This is a genomic window from Paenibacillus sp. FSL K6-2862 (genome assembly GCF_038005125.1).
Classification (GTDB): Bacteria; Bacillota; Bacilli; order Paenibacillales; family Paenibacillaceae; genus Paenibacillus; species Paenibacillus illinoisensis_A.
This window is the reverse complement of record NZ_JBBOSN010000001.1, coordinates 1,374,104-1,392,734: the sequence shown is the minus strand read 5'-3', so window position 1 is coordinate 1,392,734 and position 18,631 is coordinate 1,374,104. Positions and strand designations below refer to the sequence as shown.

The following is an 18,631-nucleotide window of genomic DNA, read 5'->3' as shown; positions in this document are numbered from 1 at the left end:
ACAGTAATTAAATAGTAAAAAAACGGCTTACAGATTATGATCTGCAAGCCGTTTAATCGAGTGCTAGAAGTTACACTCTTTTGAGATTTGTAGGGATTTGAACAAACCTGACCTGTTTCTGATTGCGGAGCATCATTTCTTTAATACGGATTCCAGTTATAGCTCACTTGCCGACAACAACAGCGTCACCACTTCTGCACGGGTTGCATTCGCAAGCGGATTAAACATGTTATTGCCTGTTCCCTTAATCAATCCGGCTTCATATGCTGCTGCAATGTAAGGAACTGCCCATGCCGGAACTTGATTTGCATCTGTGAAGCTTAACGTTGCATTGGATTCGATCGGAAGTCCCAGCGCTCTTACCAGCATTACGGTCATTTCCACACGTGATACTTTGCCTGATGCACGGAATGTCTCATCGGTGTATCCGCTGATAATGCCTTGCTCAACCGCCTGAGCTATAAACGATTGTGCCCACGCCGGGATTTTATTAGCATCCTTGAACGTTAATGCTTTGCTGCTGGCTGGAAGTTCGAATGCTCTTGCAAGCATTACTGCAAATTCAGCACGTGTAGCCGAAGCATTAGGACGGAAATTACCGTCTGCATATCCGTTCACAATTCCCCGGGAAATGGCCTGCTCGATTGCAGCTGCTGCCCAGTGATTATCGATATCCTTCAGAATGACGCCCGGATTCGGTGTTGTCGTTCCACCATTTCCATTCCCCGGAACTGATGGCGTTGTTGGTGTCGTTGGAGTGGTCGGATTGGTTGGCGTTACCGGTGTTGGTGTCGTTGTGCCTCCACCACTATTGCCACTGCCCGGATTGCTGCCATTGTTGCCACCGCCATTCCCAGGATTGCTTCCATTTCCGTCACCTGGAAGCGGAGATCCTTTCAGATCTGTACTGCGCCCTTCTGTTGTCTGATTGACTACACCCACTCGATCCAGATGCTCATGGAAGACCTCATAGTCTACCAGGTTGAGTTCGTAGAATCGGTTGGCATCCTTCGCTGTTCTCATGGAGCGGTAGAAATCTCCCCCATTCGCCATAAAGGAGTTCGTTGCCACGATATAATATCCGATTGGATCAATATCCGTGTACGTATCATCCGCATTTTTGATTTGCACTTTCACTACGCGTTGACCTTCTTGCGTCACGGTATTGGTCGCAGAATCAATTTTCTCGCCCGGTTTGGTGGAATCATAGTAGAAGCGCATGCCCGATACTTGCGGGAAGCGTCCTTCTCCTGTTTCCACACCGCTCACACCATTTTCGAGAGCAGCTGTAATTTCCTTACCTGTCATTTTCAGTGCAGACAGATTGTTACCGAATGGCATAACGGTGAGCAGATCGCCCAACGTAATGTCACCTTTCTGGAACGATGCCCGGATACCGCCGCCGTTTTGGATGGCCACATATCCTTTGACGTCGTTTTCCTTAACGATGGATTTTACTTTTTCCAGCATACCATCTGTCATGAGGTTACCCAGGTTGGTTTCCTGCTTACGCACGTTACCACGTTCTCCATCGAGCAATACGTTCGTTTTGCCGATAACTTCCTTCTTGAAATCTTCCAGCAGTGGTGCATATTCTGCCAGCTTGGCTTTTGCTGCCGGGTCATCTTGATATACATATTTACCCGCGGAATCCTTTGCATCCAGGCTCAGCAATTTGCCGTTCCACGTTTTCAACACACCTTCTGCATCAAACGTGACATCCAGTTGACCCAGGGACACATCATATTCTCCCGTTTGGACAACTAAAGTTGGGTTTGTGTGAGTATTGACCTCAACGGGCTCGCTTAGAATCGTATGGGAGTGACCACCCACTACAATGTCGATGCCTTTCACAGCTTCTGCCAGCTTCAGGTCTTCCGAATACCCCAGATGAGTCAATGCAATAATTTTGTTAATGCCTTCTTGCTCCAGCATGGCAACGGTTGCCTGTGCACTTGCAATGTAATTCTCGAACTTCAGATCATCTCCCGGTGAGGACAGGGATACGGTATCTGTCGTCGTTAAGCCGAAGATCCCGACCTTCTCGCCATCCACTTCCGTAATGATAGCCGGATAGATCTCAGCATTCTCAGCCGGTTGACCAATGGTATCTTTGTATAAGCTGCCCAAGTTGGCATCCTTCGTAAAGTCGATATTGGCACTTACGAATGGGAATTCCGCTTGCTCAATGAATTGCTTCAGCACGCCAGTCCCTTTATCAAACTCGTGGTTACCAAAGGTCATTGCGTCATATCCGATCATATTCATGAATTCCAGATCCGCTTGACCATTGAACAGATTGAAATACAAGGTTCCAGAGAATACGTCCCCGGCATCCAGCACCAAGGTGTTATCGTTGCGTGTTTCTTTGATCGCCGTTACGCGGCGCGGAATGTTATCCAAGTGCGCGTGCGTGTCATTCGTGTGCAATACACGAAGGTTGAAGTCGCCCTCTTCTTCACTGCTGCCAATGCTCAATTGTGCAAGCAGTGGATCATGGTCACTGACGCGTCCATCCGCTGTTTCAAAATCCGCATTCACATGCACCACTTCAATGGCTGCCGTCTCAGACAGATTTTTGCTCACCAAAATGTGGTCCAGTGTTTGAGAATTACCGTCATAAATGTAGGAATAACGTTTATTTTCTGGCAGCTTATTCACCAGATTGTCCAGTTCATTGCCTTCAATAATATTCAAAGTCTTGGAGAACTGGAAGTCATTAAAATCCCCAAGTACAGCTACATTAACGTTAGGATCTTCATCTAAGAGTTCTTTTACAAAACCATTCACTGCGGTTGCCTGTCTAGCACGCTGAATTTCACTGCTTCGTGTCGCAGGCTGAATACTACCGTAAGGCTTCAGATCGCCACCTTTGGAATTCAGGTGATTCGCAATCACGACTACTCGTTCTCCATTAAATTCAAATTCAGCTGCTAGAGGTTTACGTGAGCTGGCAAATGCATCGTTTGTTGGATCAATACGCCCTGGATTCAGGGACAGCGTTCCATCCGATTCGACTTGGATTGCTGTTGTAGCATCCCCCTTAGTTCCTTCTTTCAAAGAAACTCGCGCCTCGTTGTACAGGAATCCTACACGAATGTTGGCACCCGGAGCACCACCATCCAAATTGTTTATCGGAGCAATATCCGTGTACTTATAAGTAGGACCACCATTATTAGCAATTGCATCAATTAAAGTCTGGAAGCTCGCATCCGCAGCAGTTGTTCCGCTGTCGGTTGCTCCATCGTTATCCTGCACTTCCATGATACCAATAACATCAGGATTCTTGAGGTTGTTAACCACAATACTACCGATTTTCACTGCTCTTGCAGCATCCTTCTGGCTGAAATTCTCCACATTGAAAGTTGCAATCGTCAGTTTATCATCAGCTTGCTCAATTACCGTTGTTGCCTGTTTAAGGTCACTCGAAATAATTGCCGGCAAATCCCCTTCCGGAGCTACCTTATAATTGCCGTTAGCGTAAGTCATCACACCTTTGACAGAATCAGCGAGCTTGTCCCCCGTTTTAACGGCCTGAGAAGGCTTTTTATTGATAAACAGCCGCTGTGGATTCAGGGAGCTCTCGAATGGTTCCGCCCCATCTCCTGTCAGAATGACGCCTCCTGCAGGCGTTCGTAACGGATTGTTTTCACCATTATCTACTACGACTGCCAGTCCTGGTTCACTGGAATACGGACCGATAATCGTGGCTTGATCAAGCTGCACTCTCATGCCTTCCAAACTCTCATAAAAGTCGATTGCATCCACATCCGGATTAAACTCACCAAACTGATCCGAATCAATTACGGTAGGAATTATACGGCCATTCTTCCCAAGGATAACAGGTTCAGGCAGTGTCTGATTTTCACCTTCAACCGTAATCGCTGCAGCCACAATTTCAGTTGTTGCCAGTTCGGTCGTTGCTGTCGCATATTCCTTCACTTGACCGGATACGCTGACTTTGTTGCCTACCGCCATGCCATGAGAGGATTTATAAATAAGGATACCCTCAGATGTTTTTACGTCGTCATCTTCCATGCCAGGAATCTCCTGCATATAGAACGAACTTGCATTGACAACATGAGTCACGATACCTTCAACATTTTGGACCGCCAGACCATCATACAGGGATTCATGAGATGCTCCTTGTATATCGTGAATTCTCAGGTTGTCCAGTTCCTGAAGAACGGTGTACTTAAAGCTATATACATCACTTGTATTACCGCCTGATACGGCGATCGCTTTAACAACCGTATCTTCGTCTACTGTGATCGGGCCACTATAAAGTGTAGATGTTTGGGTTGGTTCTGTTCCATCAACCGTGTAATAAATTTCTGCTCCTGCTGTTGGTGAGGATAAGGTCACAGTTGATCCTTTGACAATACCACCGGACGGGGCACTGGCTGTTACGGAGAGCAAATTTTCGACAACATCTGCTGCTGTACGTGGAATCAGCTCAAGGCCATAGCTTGTGTGATACGTCATGACACCTGTCACTTTTTCGTATGTTTTGCCTGCTTCCAGTGCCGTTGGGCTATTCTTCGCATAGATCGTGATTTCTGCACCATCGGCATCTGTCGCATAAAAGGTAGAACTGCTGCTTCTTGTCACTGTGACTTCATTCACTTCGACAAGCATCCCCTCAAAAATACCGCCTGCACCCTTGCCTCCGCCCTCAGCCGGCATGAAGTCTTTGGATGTCAGAGTGATCGGTGCAGGAATATCTTGATTCTTGTCCAGAATTTTGATGTAACCGCCTGGGAACCCGCCCTTGTCTTTCTCTATCTGAAGTAAACCGTTATAAATTGTGAGTGGGCCATACGCTTCAATACGGTCTCCCGGCTCTACTGTGGAATCCGTTCCGCGAACGACGATTCCGGCATTCTCATCCTGAATATAGAGATTGGCCATACCTCCAGACTCTTCGCGGTAGGTCACAATCCCTTGAACGGTAACCGGGGTGTTCTCCGATTGGTTCCTGGCACTGGAGATTGAGATTGGCGTATTATCCACGATCGTATAATCGAAATTGGTAACATCACTATTTTCCAGACCGTCTTTTGCTGCATAGGTTTCAATATAAGTTGCATCATTTACTGTAATAGGAACGGTGTATGGGAGATAGTCAGTGTCTTCATTTTGCTTGTAGTAGACTGCGGCACCAACTGTGGTTGTTGCAAGAGTAACCTTTGTTCCAGCTGGAACCGTACCTGAGGAGGGATTAGCGGTAACGTTTGCCACTTTGGTTTCAGGTGTCTCATCAATCAGTTGGAAGGTGGTGGAAGTGGAATCAATATATTTTATTCCCCGAATTTCAAAGTATTTCTCTAGTTTAGCGTTGCTTACCCTGACTTTCTTGCCAATAGCTTGAGGGTTCCTTGATAAACCAAAAATGTCTCGAACAGACGTAACATTGGGAAGTTGAACTGGCATCATGTTAGCAATATTGGTCTCCGAAGGGTTATCAGCGATTGCAAAATTTGTATCACCACTGAACGGAGAATTCATTTGTACAGAAGATTTACTGGAATAAAAACCGACAACATACCCCTCTACAGATGCAATTGATCCATCGTTGTTACGGTCAAGTGACTGAGCAACCGTTAACGGCTCGTCCGCAGCAGCTGCCTTGCTGTTAAATAACCCAACCGGAACAGCCCCTGTGATCAGCAGTACCATGGCTAAGAATAATCTGAGCCAACTCCTTATTTGCTTACTATGCATCCTTTTCCTACCCCCATGTTTCGAATTTGCAATCATTTGTTCAAAGAGCTTGTACATTGGTTCAAATATAAGATAACTGAACTCCTTTATGATGTAAACCAAATTCTTGTAATTTGATATAAATTAGTACATATACTTTACACAGTTTTAATAAATAGTGTTTTAAAATTAATTATAGGACCACGTTTTGATAAAAAACGTGACTTTTTGACTCTAAACAATCAATAAACCATGCGCACTTGACTAATTTAAGTTAGGTATTCTCACATAATGTTTCAATTGAATATTTTCCTCGACATAAACTGATAACGTTTTAATTTTAAAGAAGTGTTAAGCCGAATCTTGATCATGCTTTTAGACACAGCAAAACGATGCGACGTTCCATCAAGAGCGCCGCATACGCTGTGTTGTTATATAATACTTCGATACTGTACCTAACGGATGATTCCGTTGGATTACTAAACTTTTCTTATTTCTTCACTGTACTGTTATACTGTGCAATCTTGTCTGTAATTTGTTTCGCAGCTGCATCGAGTGCTTCCTGCGGTGTACCTTGTCCGTTTAGTACCGTCTCAATCGCCGTTTCGACAAGTTGTCGAGCCTCAGGGAATACGCCCATTACAGCCCCGGATGTTGCTGTCGAATCAGCGGAAGCGTGCAATTGGTCGACTGCTGTCTGGAATTGCGGGTACTTCGCCATATTATCCTTTAATACTTGCTGATCGTAGGCTGCTGTCGTAATTGGGAAGTATCCTGTCGCAACACTCCAGTTGGCTTGCACTTCAGGTGTCGCCAAGTACTTAATGAATTCCCAAGCAGCTTGCTGCTGTGCTTCCGATTTATTGTTCATGATGTACAGGCTTGCACCACCAACAACCACGCCGCCTTCATTGGCATCTGCCGGACGAGGCAAGAAGCCTGTTCCCAGTTCAAATTTGCCACCAGCACCTTCTACAATTTTGCGCAATCCAGCGGTGGAATCCAGTGTCATACCGATTTGCTCTGCGGTAAATGCCGCCGTTGTATCGTCTGTGCTGCGCCCCAGATTGGAGAGTGTCTTCTCATCAATCATCTTTTTCCACCATGTCAGCGTCTTCACGCCCGCTTCGGAATTTAAGAGAGATTCCGTCGCAGCGCCATCTCTTCCGTTACCATTGTTTACATAATCTGCATTCTGGTTTGCGAAGAACTGCTCCATGAACCAGCCGTAGATGGCCATGGATGCACCCGGCTTGCCGTCTTTCGCCAGCGCTTTCGCCGCTTGTTCAAACTCTTCATACGTCTTCGGCGGATTCTCTGGGTCAAGACCTGCTGCCTTAAACATATCCTTGTTGTAGTATAGAATCGGGTTCGAAGTGTTGAAAGGCATGGCGTTCAGTTTGCCATCAATCGTGTAATAACGGATGATATTGGGCTCCAGTTGGGACAGGTCGAACTTGTCTTTGTCGATAAAATTCTGTACTGGTGTGATCATGCCCGAATCGATCATAAACTTGCTACCGATCTCGTATACCTGGATGATGTCCGGACCGCTGTCCGATCCCATGGATGCTTTTAGCTTGTTTAGACTCTCATCGTATTTCCCTTGATAGATTGCTTTAACCTGAATATCCGGATGACTTGCATTGAAATCGGAAGCGAGCTGGTTAATGGCTTTCTCCCCTGCTCCGGACATGGAATGCCACCACGTCAGTTGAGTCGGCTCAGCAGCTGCTGCATCCGCTTGAGCCCCACTTACCGGACTGCTTGTCTCTGTTTTACCTCCGCAGGCGGAAATAACCAACATGAGTGCAGCCAGCATTAATGCAAATGTCCCTCTTTTTTTCAAACGCATAATCTCTCTCCTTTTTTTGTGGCTCATTTCAAAAATCAATCTTGGGAATTCTGCAAGGTGGCCGTCGCGGTCACGAATCGTTCTTCAGATTGCTGTTATCCCCGGATTTTTTATCCACTCTTTAGAGGGATAATTCGGTGCTAAACGCAAACGCTTCGCTTCTTCAGAATCGACTTCGTCCCCTCCACTACTTTCGCAGTTTCTCCAATAAATGATTTTAAGAGTGCGCCTTATTTATTCGCTCCTGGGTATCAAAAACCGCCAACCTGAATTCACAAAATATTCACTCCACTCCACTAGCCCTTCAGTGCGCCTGCGGCCATACCGCGGACAAGCTGTTTCAAGCCGAATACGAGCAGCAACAACGACGGCAGGATAACTAGTGCCGTTCCGGCAAACACCAGGTTCCACGCTGTGGATTCCTGGAACTCCAGCATCGAAATTCCGATCTGTACCGTTCTCATCTCTGGTGTGTTGGTTACAAGCAGTGGCCACAGATACGAGTTGTACATATTCAGGAATGAATAGATCGCCAGCGTTCCTAATGCAGGACGGGATAGCGGCAGAACATGTGATACAAAATAGCGGATATGACCACATCCATCAATCTTCGCCGCCTCAAATAGCTCCTTGGGCAGCTGCATAAAGAACTGTCTTAACAGGAATGTGCCGAATGCCGTGGCCAAAAATGGTACAGTGAGCCCTTGATAGCTATCCAGCCATCCCCAACTGCGGATGGTCAGATAATTGGGAATCATGGTGACTTCCCATGGGATCATCATCGTTGCAACGAACATGCTGAAGATGATGTTCTTCCCTTTAAACTGCATTTTGGCAAAAGCATACGCAGCCATACTCGCTGTTATCAGCTGTCCAAGCATCGTCAGACCTGCAACCAGAAATGTATTTCCGATGAAGGAACCGATGGGAACGATATCAAACACTTCGGTAAAGTTAGATAAATCGATCGACTTCGGAATGATATGCGGCGGATAGGCACTGGCATCCTCAGGCGTCATGACGGCCATGAAAAAGGTATACAGCACCGGATACAGCACTAGCGCCGCACAGATGGTAAGCAATGCATACAATAGCGTTTTCGTCCACGGTGTCCTCATTGGTAATGCACTTTCCTTTCCACCCACTTGAACTGAATCAGGGTTAGCAGCATAATGACCGCGAAGAGGATGAGTGCCTGTGCACTTCCCGTTCCGAAGCGGAAATTCACGAAGGCTTCCTGATAGATGGAATAGACGAATACATTGGTACTGTCCATTGGGCCCCCACGGGTTAATATGTTAATCTGTCCAAACGATTGGAAGGCTCCGATGATCGAAACGACTGTAACAAAAAACAGCGTTGGTGAAAGGAGTGGCATGGAGATTTTGCGAAACGTAAGCAGAGGTCCTGCACCATCAATCTTCGCACTTTCATAGATCTCATCCGGGATGCCCTGCAATCCGCTGGACAAGATAATGTAATTGAATCCAAGATTCATCCAGATTGTCATGATGGAAATGGAAACTAGCGCCCAATCCGGACTGGTCAGCCAAGGGATTGGATCGATGCCCACCTTGCTAAGCAGATAATTCAACATGCCCAGAGTCGGATGGAACAGGAACTTCCAGATGACAGCCGACGAACCAACCGATAATACAACAGGCAGAGAGAACACAAACTGGAACAAGCGCATGCCCTTGAAACGATTGTGAGTCAGCGCGGCCAGAATTAGGGCAGCCAGTATGCCGGTTGGCACGGTGAACAGGACAAACAGCAGCGTTACTTTCATTCCCTGCAAAAACAGTCCCGACTGAAACACGGCCTTGAAGTTGTCCAGTCCCACATAAGCCGCGATTTGACCGGTAGGATCAGTGGAATGCAAACTCAGATAAACAGACTTGAACATTGGGTAAAACAGAAACACTGCAAACAAAAGCAGCGATGGTGCCAGGAAACCATAGGCCAGCAAATTCTCCCTCATCCGCTGCACTCGCAGCGAAGCTGTCCGGCGCTCTTTGGTATTGGATACGCGCCGTCTGGCGGCGGGCAAGCTGATCCGGTTGTCAAGCTCACTCATCGGATTTTCTTCCCCCTTGGTCTATGCATTCGGTGTGTGAATATAACTTAAGCTTCATCAACACCACGTTATCTAGTGTAAAAGTCGAATGTCACAGCAGGATTCACTCAGAATCAACTTAACGTTAATCGTGGACAAGGGACTTTACCATATGAGCGAGCATTCAGATCGACAGGTTGGAGGCTTATAAACGAACGAAAAAACCGCAGCAATCCCCCTTCCGGGATATTGCTGCGGTTCATTGTGTAAACGAAATATAAACGGGGATGCCGTAATATTCCCATCCTTTTTTTACAATAATCTACAATACGTCCAAATGAACTTGTCGATTAGTTAAGATCATTGGCTAATCGCGATAGCATGGAAAAGGCAATGTAATCGGTAGAATTTAGATAAGGCGCGACTGCTCAAAAGGCAGTGGCACAGCTCTATCGATTGAGATGATACGGGACCGTCGTCACAATCACGTCTTTATAATTAATCAGATAAGCCCTAATCATGAAGCTGGTCTGGTTATGCAGGACATTTTGCCACCAATGCTTGGTGATGAATTGCGGAATCAAAATGGTGATATGGTCGGTCGCGGCCGTTTTCCACTCCACGGTATCAATGAATTTCTTCAGCGGGCCCATAATGCTGCGGTATCTCGATTTGATAACAACCAGTCGCACACCCGGGTTCCATTCCTCCCACTTCTGCTCCATCTTGCGGATGGACTCATCATCGAATCCGATATACAAGGCCACCACATGATCCGACATCGTCTGCGCATAACTGATCGTGTTCATGACCACCCGCGTAATACCAGCTACCGGAATGACAATCGTGTTGCCTTTTTGCGCTGGCTTATCAATCTTAATATCAATGCGCAGCTCATCTGCGATATTACAGTAATGGCGGTGAATACGCATGAAGACATATACAACAAGCGGTAAAAAGATAAAGATGACCCACGTTTGCGTGAACTTGGTGAAAATGAAGATCAAGGTGATCGACAGTGTGGTCAGCATACCGATCGTATTCACCAGCAGCTTCATCTGCCAGCCTGACGGCTTCACTTTGATCCAGCGAATCATCATGCCTAGCTGCGACAGGGTGAATGGGATAAACACCCCCACCGCGTAGAGCGGGATCAGGCTTTCCGTATTTCCTTTGAATCCAACAACAAGCAAGGCGGACATGACACTCAGAAAAATAATGCCGTTCGAGAAGCCCAGCCGGTCTCCCCTAACCATAAACATATGAGGCATATATTTGTCCTTGGCCATCATGAAGGACAGCAGCGGGAATGCGGAATACGCCGTATTCGCTGCCAGGAACAAGATGAGTGCCGTCACCCCCTGGATGATAAAATACATCCATCCTCTGCCGAAGGTTGCTTCGGCAATCTGTGATATCACCGTAGCATGGGGATCCGGTTTCACTCCGTAACCGAAGGCGAGCAACGTGATCCCGATAAACATAACCCCAAGAATACATCCCATGAGCATCAGCGTGCCAGCTGCATTTTTCTCGGCAGGCTGCTTGAAATTTGGAATGGCATTACTGACGGCCTCCACACCGGTCAGAGCGGAACAGCCGGAGCTGAATGCCTTCAGCAGCAGAAATATACTCACATGAGACAGACTTGTTCCGAATTCAGGCGCGGCTGCTTCCATGCCGCCTGTCAGAAACTTAATGCCGCCGGATATAATCAAAACCGCAATTGAAAAGATAAACAGGTAGATCGGAATGGCCAGTACGGAAGCCGATTCCGTAACCCCACGCAAATTCATAATCGTCAGAAAAACAATCATGATTAGTGCAATCACTACGCTGTAATCATGAAGCACCGGAAAAGCCGATGTAATGGCATCCGTCCCTGCAGATGAACTTACAGCAACCGTTAGAATATAATCGACCAGCAGAGATCCTCCAGCAATTAGGCTGGATGTTGTCCCCAGATTATCCTTGGCTACGATATACGCACCGCCACCTGTAGGATAAGCAAATATCGTCTGACGGTAGGAAAAAATTAAAATGACGAGTAATCCGAGTACGGCGATGGAAATGGGCACAGAATACCACAAGGCGGCAAATCCGGCCGCTACGAGCACCAGCAAAATCTGTTCCGTTCCATAGGCTACAGAGGATAGCGCATCGGAGGACAGGATGGCGAGTGCCTTCCATTTCCCCAACTTTTCTGCATCCAGTTCAGCCGATTTCATCGGTCTGCCGATTAAGATTCTCTTCATTTTGCCAAGCATGATCATGACTTCCTTCCATCTCTCATCTGTGAAGCATTGTTATTATGCAAAATCCAAAGCTCCCTGACAATACGTCATTTCACCCGAAAATCGCCAGCGTGTGATAATGCATCCTACGATTCAATAATGGATAACAAAGCGGTTCTTTATCAGTGTTTTGAACTTTTTTGAACCAAAATGACGTTTGTTAGCCGAAAAATAAGAAATGGCCCTTGGTTCATAGAACCAAGGGCCAATCATTTTATCAGCTTCTCAATTATCAAGTATACCTGCACGCGGGGTAACCCCGAACGCCTGAGCCAACGTGGTCAGCTGTTCGTCCGTAATTCGCTGCTGAATCTCATGACCCGCAACCAACATGTAAACCTGGGCTGCTTTCTCAATCGTCTCAATGAGACCGAAGGCCTCATCGATGGTTGTTCCTGTCCCGAAGATCCCGTGCTGCGGCCAGATGACCGCATGAACTTCCTTCATTTTCTCCGCCGTCTCACGGCCGATCTCATTCGATCCAGGTACCATCCACGGGATGATGCCAACGCCGTCCGGGAAAACGACCACACATTCCGTACACATCTGCCATAGGGTTTTCGTGAATTTCACTTCATCCAGTTCGTGGATAAACGTCATCGCCAGCACGTTGGTGGCATGGTTATGCATGACGACCCGGTGGTTCGGGTCCACTTTTAGACGCTCAATATGGCTCATAAAATGCGTAGGCAGCTCACTCGTTGGATTAGCCCCGTTCTTCAATCCCCAGAGCACCTCCAGCTCTTCTCCATCATTCGAGACACGCAGCAAGCCCAGATTGCTCTCCGGATCCGCAAGTACATTTTTGAAATATTTGCCCGATGCGGTTACGATCACATATTTGCCTGCCAGTTCATGGACCGAAAACGCGGGTTTAATCCGCCTTATAACCTGATGAACATCAATGTATCTTGCCACTTCTTCTTCTTCCAGCAGATAACTGACATTCCCTCCGTTGCGCTCATCCCAACCATTTTTCCACATATGCTGCGTAATCTCCGCCATCTCACGGATAAAGGGGATATTCCATCCCGGTGCTTGCGTCGCTTCGTTTCTAAGGGTCACGTTCATGATCATTCTCTCCTTGTTTGGAAAATGTCGATCGATACGATTCACGTACATAGTAAGTTCCTTTTTTCACATTCATTATACCTTTGTTTATCTTTACTAGTCAATAAAAAAACCACATTTTATCTTTATTTATTTTTGTTTATATTTGATTTTATATATTTTAAAACCATACCAAAAAAAAATACCCTGCCGAATTCCGGCAGGGCTAGTCACACATCTATCTAACACGAGAAGGGGTTTACAAGAAATATCTTACCCCCTCTACCTTAATAGAAGCTGAAAATCGCATAAAAAAACAATGAAAAACAGAACGACGCCGTATAGGTACAACTACTTCATGTCTGATTCAACAAAAATGTAAGACGGATGCATCTTGCCTGTCGGCTCGTAGAATTCATCTTTCTTATAAGTGAACCCCAGCTTCTGCAGCAGCCGTTTGGATACACCATTCTCTGGATGATGTCCTGCGAAGAGTGCCTGAACACCCAATTGCTCAAATGCATAGCGAATAACAGCCTTCCCCGCTTCAAGTGCATAGCCTTTCCCCCAGTGATCTCTGGTCAGGTGAACACCGAATTCATAGATTATCTCCTCTGGCGCATAAGGACGTAATCCACAGCACCCTACGAACACACCTGTTTCCTTATCAAAAAGTGGCCAGTACTGCACCTCCATCTCCCGCTGCCGTTCCATTTCCTGCGCAAGTCTGGCTTCGATCTCATCCTCGCTCATGAACCCCTTGCTGCTAATCCACTTCGTCACCTCGGGATCCCCCCAGAGTGCAGAAGCCAAGGGTCGGTCCTCCTCGCTCCAGGTAGAGAATTGAAGACGTTCCGTTTCCAGAAATGTTTCTCTGCTTTTCACGCCTGTTTTATTGGTTTGATCCATATTCCTACCCCTCCTGCTTCTATGCATGCTTCTACGAATGACTCTACTATAAATTACTCGAATAGCTTCCCTCATAAACAGAAGGATTTATTATTAGAAATAACAGGCTGTGACTCTATTACTACCATCTATCTTAATTATCTCTCCATAAATAAGAAAAGCCCCTGTCGACATCTAGTCCGACAAGGGCTTATCAAAGCATGCTGCATTCATTAGAAATCAGATGTTGCGATTTGGATCGTACCGGTCGAAGCACCTGCAACCGTAGTTAACAAGGCAGCAACGAGCAGCAAATGAACCGACAACGTGAGGCTGTTACCTGCAGGAATCGTATACGTGATCACGGGTGCATTGACACGAGTGACAACCAGATCTACCGGAGCAGGTCCAAAGTTGTTGACCGTGATGCTGGCATTAGTACCTCCAAACAGATTTTCGTAATACGATTTCCCTACGCCAGCAGCCAAGTTGTAAAACTGTTGTGGTAAAAGGATGGCCATTGAAATCACCTCCTTTTGCTTTGATACGGTATTCTATGTTTGAAATCTAGCATTGTAACGGTAAATTGACCGTGGAACTATGTCCATTTTGATAGAATTCATAGTTTATATGAGCCACTAACACAAAAAAAGCCCCAAAGGGATCGACAAAAGATGTGTCCGCCTTCAGGGCCTCATGATTATGCATATAACATGAAAAAGTTTAACTCATGTCCTTGTTGCTTGAGATAGTTGTACAACTGGGAACGATGATGGAACACATGGGTTACCGTCTCAATTTGCCATTTCACCTGTACATGTCCATGCTCCATATAAAAGGCGGTGGTAGATCGATTCAACAGGTCCTCTTCACTCAGTGATACGATGTACGATTTGTACGTTTCAAAATTGCGCCACAGGACCGCTTCCAGCTGTTTAATATCCTCGATACCAGATAGACTATTCTCTATTGTTCCAACTTCCGCTTCACTTTTCTCCTGCATGATGGCAAGGTCAGATGCCGTAATCTGGATCCAGTGGTGAACCAGTTCCACCAGTGAACGCATGTTTTCCTGAGGGCGATAAGCCCAGTCTTCCGGACGAATCAGGCGAATCAGAGAAGCTCCGGTCCGTACACCTGTCTCCAACTCATCCAACAGATGATCTCGAATTTGCATTGTTCCATTCATAGGTTAAGTCCCCTTTATTTTAAGTTCTACATGTCCAGTATATACTATAGCTCGTCTGATCTATTGTACAATTCGGACAACATCCGGCGATGCTCGCTCGCAGCGGTCAGTGGGGTTTCTCCATATAACTTGCGAAATTGCCGAATCAGATGGGCCTGATCGAAGAATCCATGATTCTGAGCCAGTGCCGACCAGTCCATACGACGCCCCTGATGGATATCTCTCAGAACACAGTGAAACCGAACGACCTCGCTAAACCGTTTGGGGCTGATCCCCACCCATTCACCGAACTTGCGATGCAGCTGCCGCTCACTGACAACCTCACAGCTGGCCAGCTCTTTCACACTCAACTGCCCACCATGAACAAAGATCCGGTGCATGGCATTCTTCATCAAATCTTTCTCATATGTACTTCCATCCTCAGATAATAGGCACAAGTACGTCTCCATGACCTGCACCCTCTCTTCAAAATGCTTGGTCCCAGCCATTCGCTCGCGAAGCTCGTCGATGTTAGCTGGCCAGCATTCCTCCAAGGGGACGCGCCTGTCCGTGAAGGATTCCAGCGGCAAACCGTGAAAGTGACGTGCCCCACCGGGGAAAAATCGAACCCCAAAGGTATAGTCCGCAGGCGGGTTGATCTCTACACTCACTGGAATGGCAAACGGCTCTGTATAATTGCCACAGTAGGCAAAAGAATGCTGCTGAAGAACAGCATCATATGTTATCAGGATATCCGTACAACCATCAGGTAATACTCTGCCGTGCACACTCTCTAAAGGATTGTAACCAGTATAAGAAGTAGTCCCCGATTCCCAGAAGCAAGCGATATAGGCTGTCATCGGGTGAGACGGTGTTTGTTCTATGTAATAGGTGTGTACATCGGTCCCATTCATCTGGATTGGCCTGAACAACGGGTGCAGCCTGGCGTCCACCGAAAACTCCCCTCCTAAACGTCAGATAACTATTCAATCACTCTACTATTTTCTCTATCATATCATCTCAAGGATAATTCAGGAAAAAAAGTGCCCTACCGGAGGACAATCCGATAGGGCCAGTCACACATCTATTTAACACGAGAAGGGGCTTACAAGATTGATATTACCTTCACTACCTTAAATGAATCTGAAATTGAGATGAAAGGTATATCAAATTTAAATTACCTGCAAGCAGTCAACCATCCTGCTGTCATCAAACGAAACAAAAAGACCCCAAAAGAAGTCACTTGTTCAGTGTACATCTCTCGGGGTCTTCTTCTACTCATGGATATGAGTTGCTAGATGGTTCATAAAGGTTGTAAAACCTTTATTACATCATGCCGCCCATTCCACCCATGCCGCCCATATCAGGAGCGCCAGCAGCGCCTGCAGGTTCTGGCTTGTCAGCGATAACCGCTTCAGTAGTCAAGAACATAGCCGCTACAGAAGCAGCGTTTTGCAGCGCATAGCGAGTTACTTTCGCAGGGTCAACGATACCTGCTTCGATCATGTTTACCCATTCGCCAGTAGCAGCGTTGAAGCCTACGCCCACTTGTTCTTTTTTCAGACGTTCCACGATGACAGAACCTTCTTCGCCAGCGTTAGCAGCGATCGTACGGATTGGTGCTTCCAGTGCTTTCAGCACGATGTTTACACCTGTTTGCTCGTCACCGGACAGTGCTACACCAGCAACAGCATGATATACGTTCAGGAGCGCAGTACCACCACCGGATACGATACCTTCTTCAACCGCAGCGCGAGTTGCGTTCAGGGCATCTTCGATACGTAGTTTGCGTTCTTTCAATTCAGTTTCAGTAGCCGCACCGACTTTGATTACCGCTACACCGCCGGACAATTTAGCCAGACGCTCTTGCAGTTTCTCTTTGTCGAACTCGGAAGTTGTTTCTTCCAGTTGCGTACGGATTTGGCTAACACGTGCATCGATATCGGATTTGTTACCAGCACCGTCAACGATGATTGTGTTTTCTTTGGTTACACGGATTTGGCGAGCTGTACCCAGTTGTTCCACAACAGCGGATTTCAGGTCCAGACCCAGTTCTTCCGTGATCACTTGGCCACCAGTGAGGGCAGCGATATCTTGCAGCATTGCTTTACGACGGTCACCAAAGCCAGGGGCTTTAACCGCTACAGCGTTGAATGTACCACGCAGTTTATTTACAACCAGCATCGCCAGTGCTTCGCCTTCGATATCTTCAGCGATCAATACCAGTGGTTTGCCTTGTTGTACGATTTTCTCAAGCAATGGCAGGATGTCCTGTGTGCTGGAGATTTTTTTGTCTGTGATCAGGATGTACGGGTTGTCCAGAACAGCTTCCATTTTGTCCGTATCTGTGATCATGTATGGGGAGATGTAACCGCGGTCGAATTGCATACCTTCAACCACTTCCAGCTCTGTTGCGAATCCACGGGACTCTTCAACTGTGATTACGCCGTCTTTGCCCACTTTTTCCATAGCTTCAGCGATCAGTTCGCCTACTTCTTCGTCAGCTGCAGAGATTGCTGCAACTTGTGCAATGGATTGTTTAGTTTCAACTGGTTTGGAGATGGATTGCAGTTCAGCAACAGCCGCTTTAACTGCTTTGTCGATCCCTTTGCGGATACCGATCGGGCTAGCGCCTGCAGTTACGTTTTTCAGACCTTCTGTGATCAGTGCTTGAGCAAGTACAGTCGCTGTTGTAGTACCGTCACCAGCAACATCGTTTGTTTTGGTTGCTACTTCTTTAACCAGTTGTGCACCCATGTTCTCGAATGCATCTTCCAGTTCGATTTCTTTAGCGATGGTTACACCGTCATTCGTGATGAGCGGGCTTCCGAATTTTTTCTCCAAAACCACGTTACGGCCTTTAGGACCGAGCGTTACTTTTACTGCGTTAGCCAATGCATCCACACCGCGAAGCATGGAGCGACGAGCGTCTTCACTAAATTTAATGTCTTTAGCCATGGTAAGAAAACCTCCCTAGTATATTGTAAAATGATCTTGCTATATGGTTCGGTTAACCGATTAAATTTGAATTAGTCGAGAATCGCGTGGATATCGCTCTCTTTCATAATCAAATATTCTTTACCTTCGAATTTGATTTCTGTTCCGGCATATTTGGAGAAGATTACGCGATCTCCTTCTTTCACTTCCAGAGCTACACGTACGCCGTCTTTCAGTGCACCCGCTCCAACGGCAATAATTTTGCCCTCTTGCGGTTTTTCTTTAGCAGAGTCCGGAAGTACGATCCCGAAAGAAGTTGTTTGCTCTTGCTCCAGTGGTTCTACCAATACGCGTTCACCTAAAGGTCTGATCATGAAAAATAGCCTCCTTTTGAAATTATATAACGTTGCATTGTAGGTTGTAGCCATATGTATTAGCACTCGACAGTGTTCAGTGCTAACAACCAACTTTATGATACTCAACTTGAAGCATGATTTCAAGTCCTTTTGAAGAATTCATGCGAGAATTTACGCTGCATTAACATCAGGACACCAAAATGGCATGTTCAGCCCTACACCTCTTATTGCGTAACCCTGTTACCAAGTCACCAATCAGCTCTAAGCGAATCACTAAACAGCCCTTCACCATTGTATCCATTGCTGGGCAAAATATGCCTGCCT

Annotated in this window: 12 protein-coding genes; all 12 read right to left on the bottom strand. The window is 46.5% G+C overall.

The features are described 5' to 3' along the window. Nucleotides 1-156: 156 nt before the first annotated feature. Entirely contained in the window at nucleotides 157-5,679 is a 5,523-nt protein-coding gene (locus tag MHB82_RS06285; protein ID WP_341174169.1) for an S-layer homology domain-containing protein, read from the bottom strand. Nucleotides 5,680-6,193: 514 nt separating this feature from the next. Then, nucleotides 6,194-7,558, bottom strand: a complete 1,365-nt coding sequence (locus MHB82_RS06280; RefSeq protein ID WP_341174168.1) for an ABC transporter substrate-binding protein — start codon at nucleotides 7,556-7,558, stop codon at nucleotides 6,194-6,196. 296 nt (nucleotides 7,559-7,854) lie between these two features. After that, nucleotides 7,855-8,676, bottom strand: a complete 822-nt coding sequence (locus tag MHB82_RS06275) for a carbohydrate ABC transporter permease (RefSeq protein WP_341174167.1) — start codon at nucleotides 8,674-8,676, stop codon at nucleotides 7,855-7,857. Next, nucleotides 8,673-9,635, bottom strand: coding sequence for a carbohydrate ABC transporter permease (locus MHB82_RS06270; RefSeq protein WP_095360662.1), 963 nt, complete (start codon nucleotides 9,633-9,635; stop codon nucleotides 8,673-8,675). Before MHB82_RS06270 ends, MHB82_RS06275 begins: the two co-directional genes overlap by 4 nt. Before the next feature lie 428 nt (nucleotides 9,636-10,063). Then, a complete protein-coding gene (locus MHB82_RS06265) occupies nucleotides 10,064-11,881 on the bottom strand; it encodes an APC family permease (RefSeq protein ID WP_341174166.1) in 1,818 nt (605 codons plus the stop codon). Between the two features lie 252 nt (nucleotides 11,882-12,133). After that, nucleotides 12,134-12,979, bottom strand: coding sequence for a rhamnulose-1-phosphate aldolase (rhaD, locus tag MHB82_RS06260; protein ID WP_221807128.1), 846 nt, complete (start codon nucleotides 12,977-12,979; stop codon nucleotides 12,134-12,136). 330 nt (nucleotides 12,980-13,309) lie between these two features. Beyond that, a complete protein-coding gene (locus MHB82_RS06255) occupies nucleotides 13,310-13,867 on the bottom strand; it encodes a GNAT family N-acetyltransferase (protein WP_095360665.1) in 558 nt (185 codons plus the stop codon). A 212-nt stretch (nucleotides 13,868-14,079) separates the two neighbouring features. Continuing rightward, nucleotides 14,080-14,367, bottom strand: coding sequence for a hypothetical protein (locus MHB82_RS06250; RefSeq protein WP_095360666.1), 288 nt, complete (start codon nucleotides 14,365-14,367; stop codon nucleotides 14,080-14,082). A gap of 179 nt (nucleotides 14,368-14,546) precedes the next feature. Further along, nucleotides 14,547-15,035 carry a DinB family protein gene (locus MHB82_RS06245; RefSeq protein WP_341174165.1) on the bottom strand — a complete coding sequence of 163 codons (489 nt, stop codon included), beginning with the start codon at nucleotides 15,033-15,035 and terminating at the stop codon, nucleotides 14,547-14,549. Between the two features lie 44 nt (nucleotides 15,036-15,079). After that, nucleotides 15,080-15,967, bottom strand: coding sequence for an AraC family transcriptional regulator (locus MHB82_RS06240; RefSeq protein ID WP_341174164.1), 888 nt, complete (start codon nucleotides 15,965-15,967; stop codon nucleotides 15,080-15,082). Between the two features lie 373 nt (nucleotides 15,968-16,340). After that, nucleotides 16,341-17,972: a chaperonin GroEL gene (gene groL, locus MHB82_RS06235; protein ID WP_090918203.1), complete on the bottom strand. Its 1,632-nt coding sequence runs from the start codon at nucleotides 17,970-17,972 to the stop codon at nucleotides 16,341-16,343. A gap of 71 nt (nucleotides 17,973-18,043) precedes the next feature. Next, on the bottom strand, nucleotides 18,044-18,325 hold the full coding sequence (groES, locus tag MHB82_RS06230; RefSeq protein WP_090918205.1) for a co-chaperone GroES: 282 nt from the start codon (nucleotides 18,323-18,325) through the stop codon (nucleotides 18,044-18,046). Nucleotides 18,326-18,631: the final 306 nt, after the last annotated feature.

Excerpts from the sequence above, each read along its gene's own strand:
- MHB82_RS06255 (WP_095360665.1), bottom strand. The coding sequence starts at position 13,867 with ATGGATCAAACCAATAAAACAGGCGTGAAAAGCAGAGAAACATTTCTG.
- MHB82_RS06270 (WP_095360662.1), bottom strand. The coding sequence starts at position 9,635 with ATGAGTGAGCTTGACAACCGGATCAGCTTGCCCGCCGCCAGACGGCGC.
- MHB82_RS06275 (WP_341174167.1), bottom strand. The coding sequence starts at position 8,676 with ATGAGGACACCGTGGACGAAAACGCTATTGTATGCATTGCTTACCATC.
- rhaD (WP_221807128.1), bottom strand. The coding sequence starts at position 12,979 with ATGAACGTGACCCTTAGAAACGAAGCGACGCAAGCACCGGGATGGAAT.
- MHB82_RS06250 (WP_095360666.1), bottom strand. The coding sequence starts at position 14,367 with ATGGCCATCCTTTTACCACAACAGTTTTACAACTTGGCTGCTGGCGTA.
- groES (WP_090918205.1), bottom strand. The coding sequence starts at position 18,325 with ATGATCAGACCTTTAGGTGAACGCGTATTGGTAGAACCACTGGAGCAA.
- groL (WP_090918203.1), bottom strand. The coding sequence starts at position 17,972 with ATGGCTAAAGACATTAAATTTAGTGAAGACGCTCGTCGCTCCATGCTT.
- MHB82_RS06265 (WP_341174166.1), bottom strand. The coding sequence starts at position 11,881 with ATGCTTGGCAAAATGAAGAGAATCTTAATCGGCAGACCGATGAAATCG.
- MHB82_RS06285 (WP_341174169.1), bottom strand. The coding sequence starts at position 5,679 with ATGGTACTGCTGATCACAGGGGCTGTTCCGGTTGGGTTATTTAACAGC.
- MHB82_RS06245 (WP_341174165.1), bottom strand. The coding sequence starts at position 15,035 with ATGAATGGAACAATGCAAATTCGAGATCATCTGTTGGATGAGTTGGAG.
- MHB82_RS06280 (WP_341174168.1), bottom strand. The coding sequence starts at position 7,558 with ATGCGTTTGAAAAAAAGAGGGACATTTGCATTAATGCTGGCTGCACTC.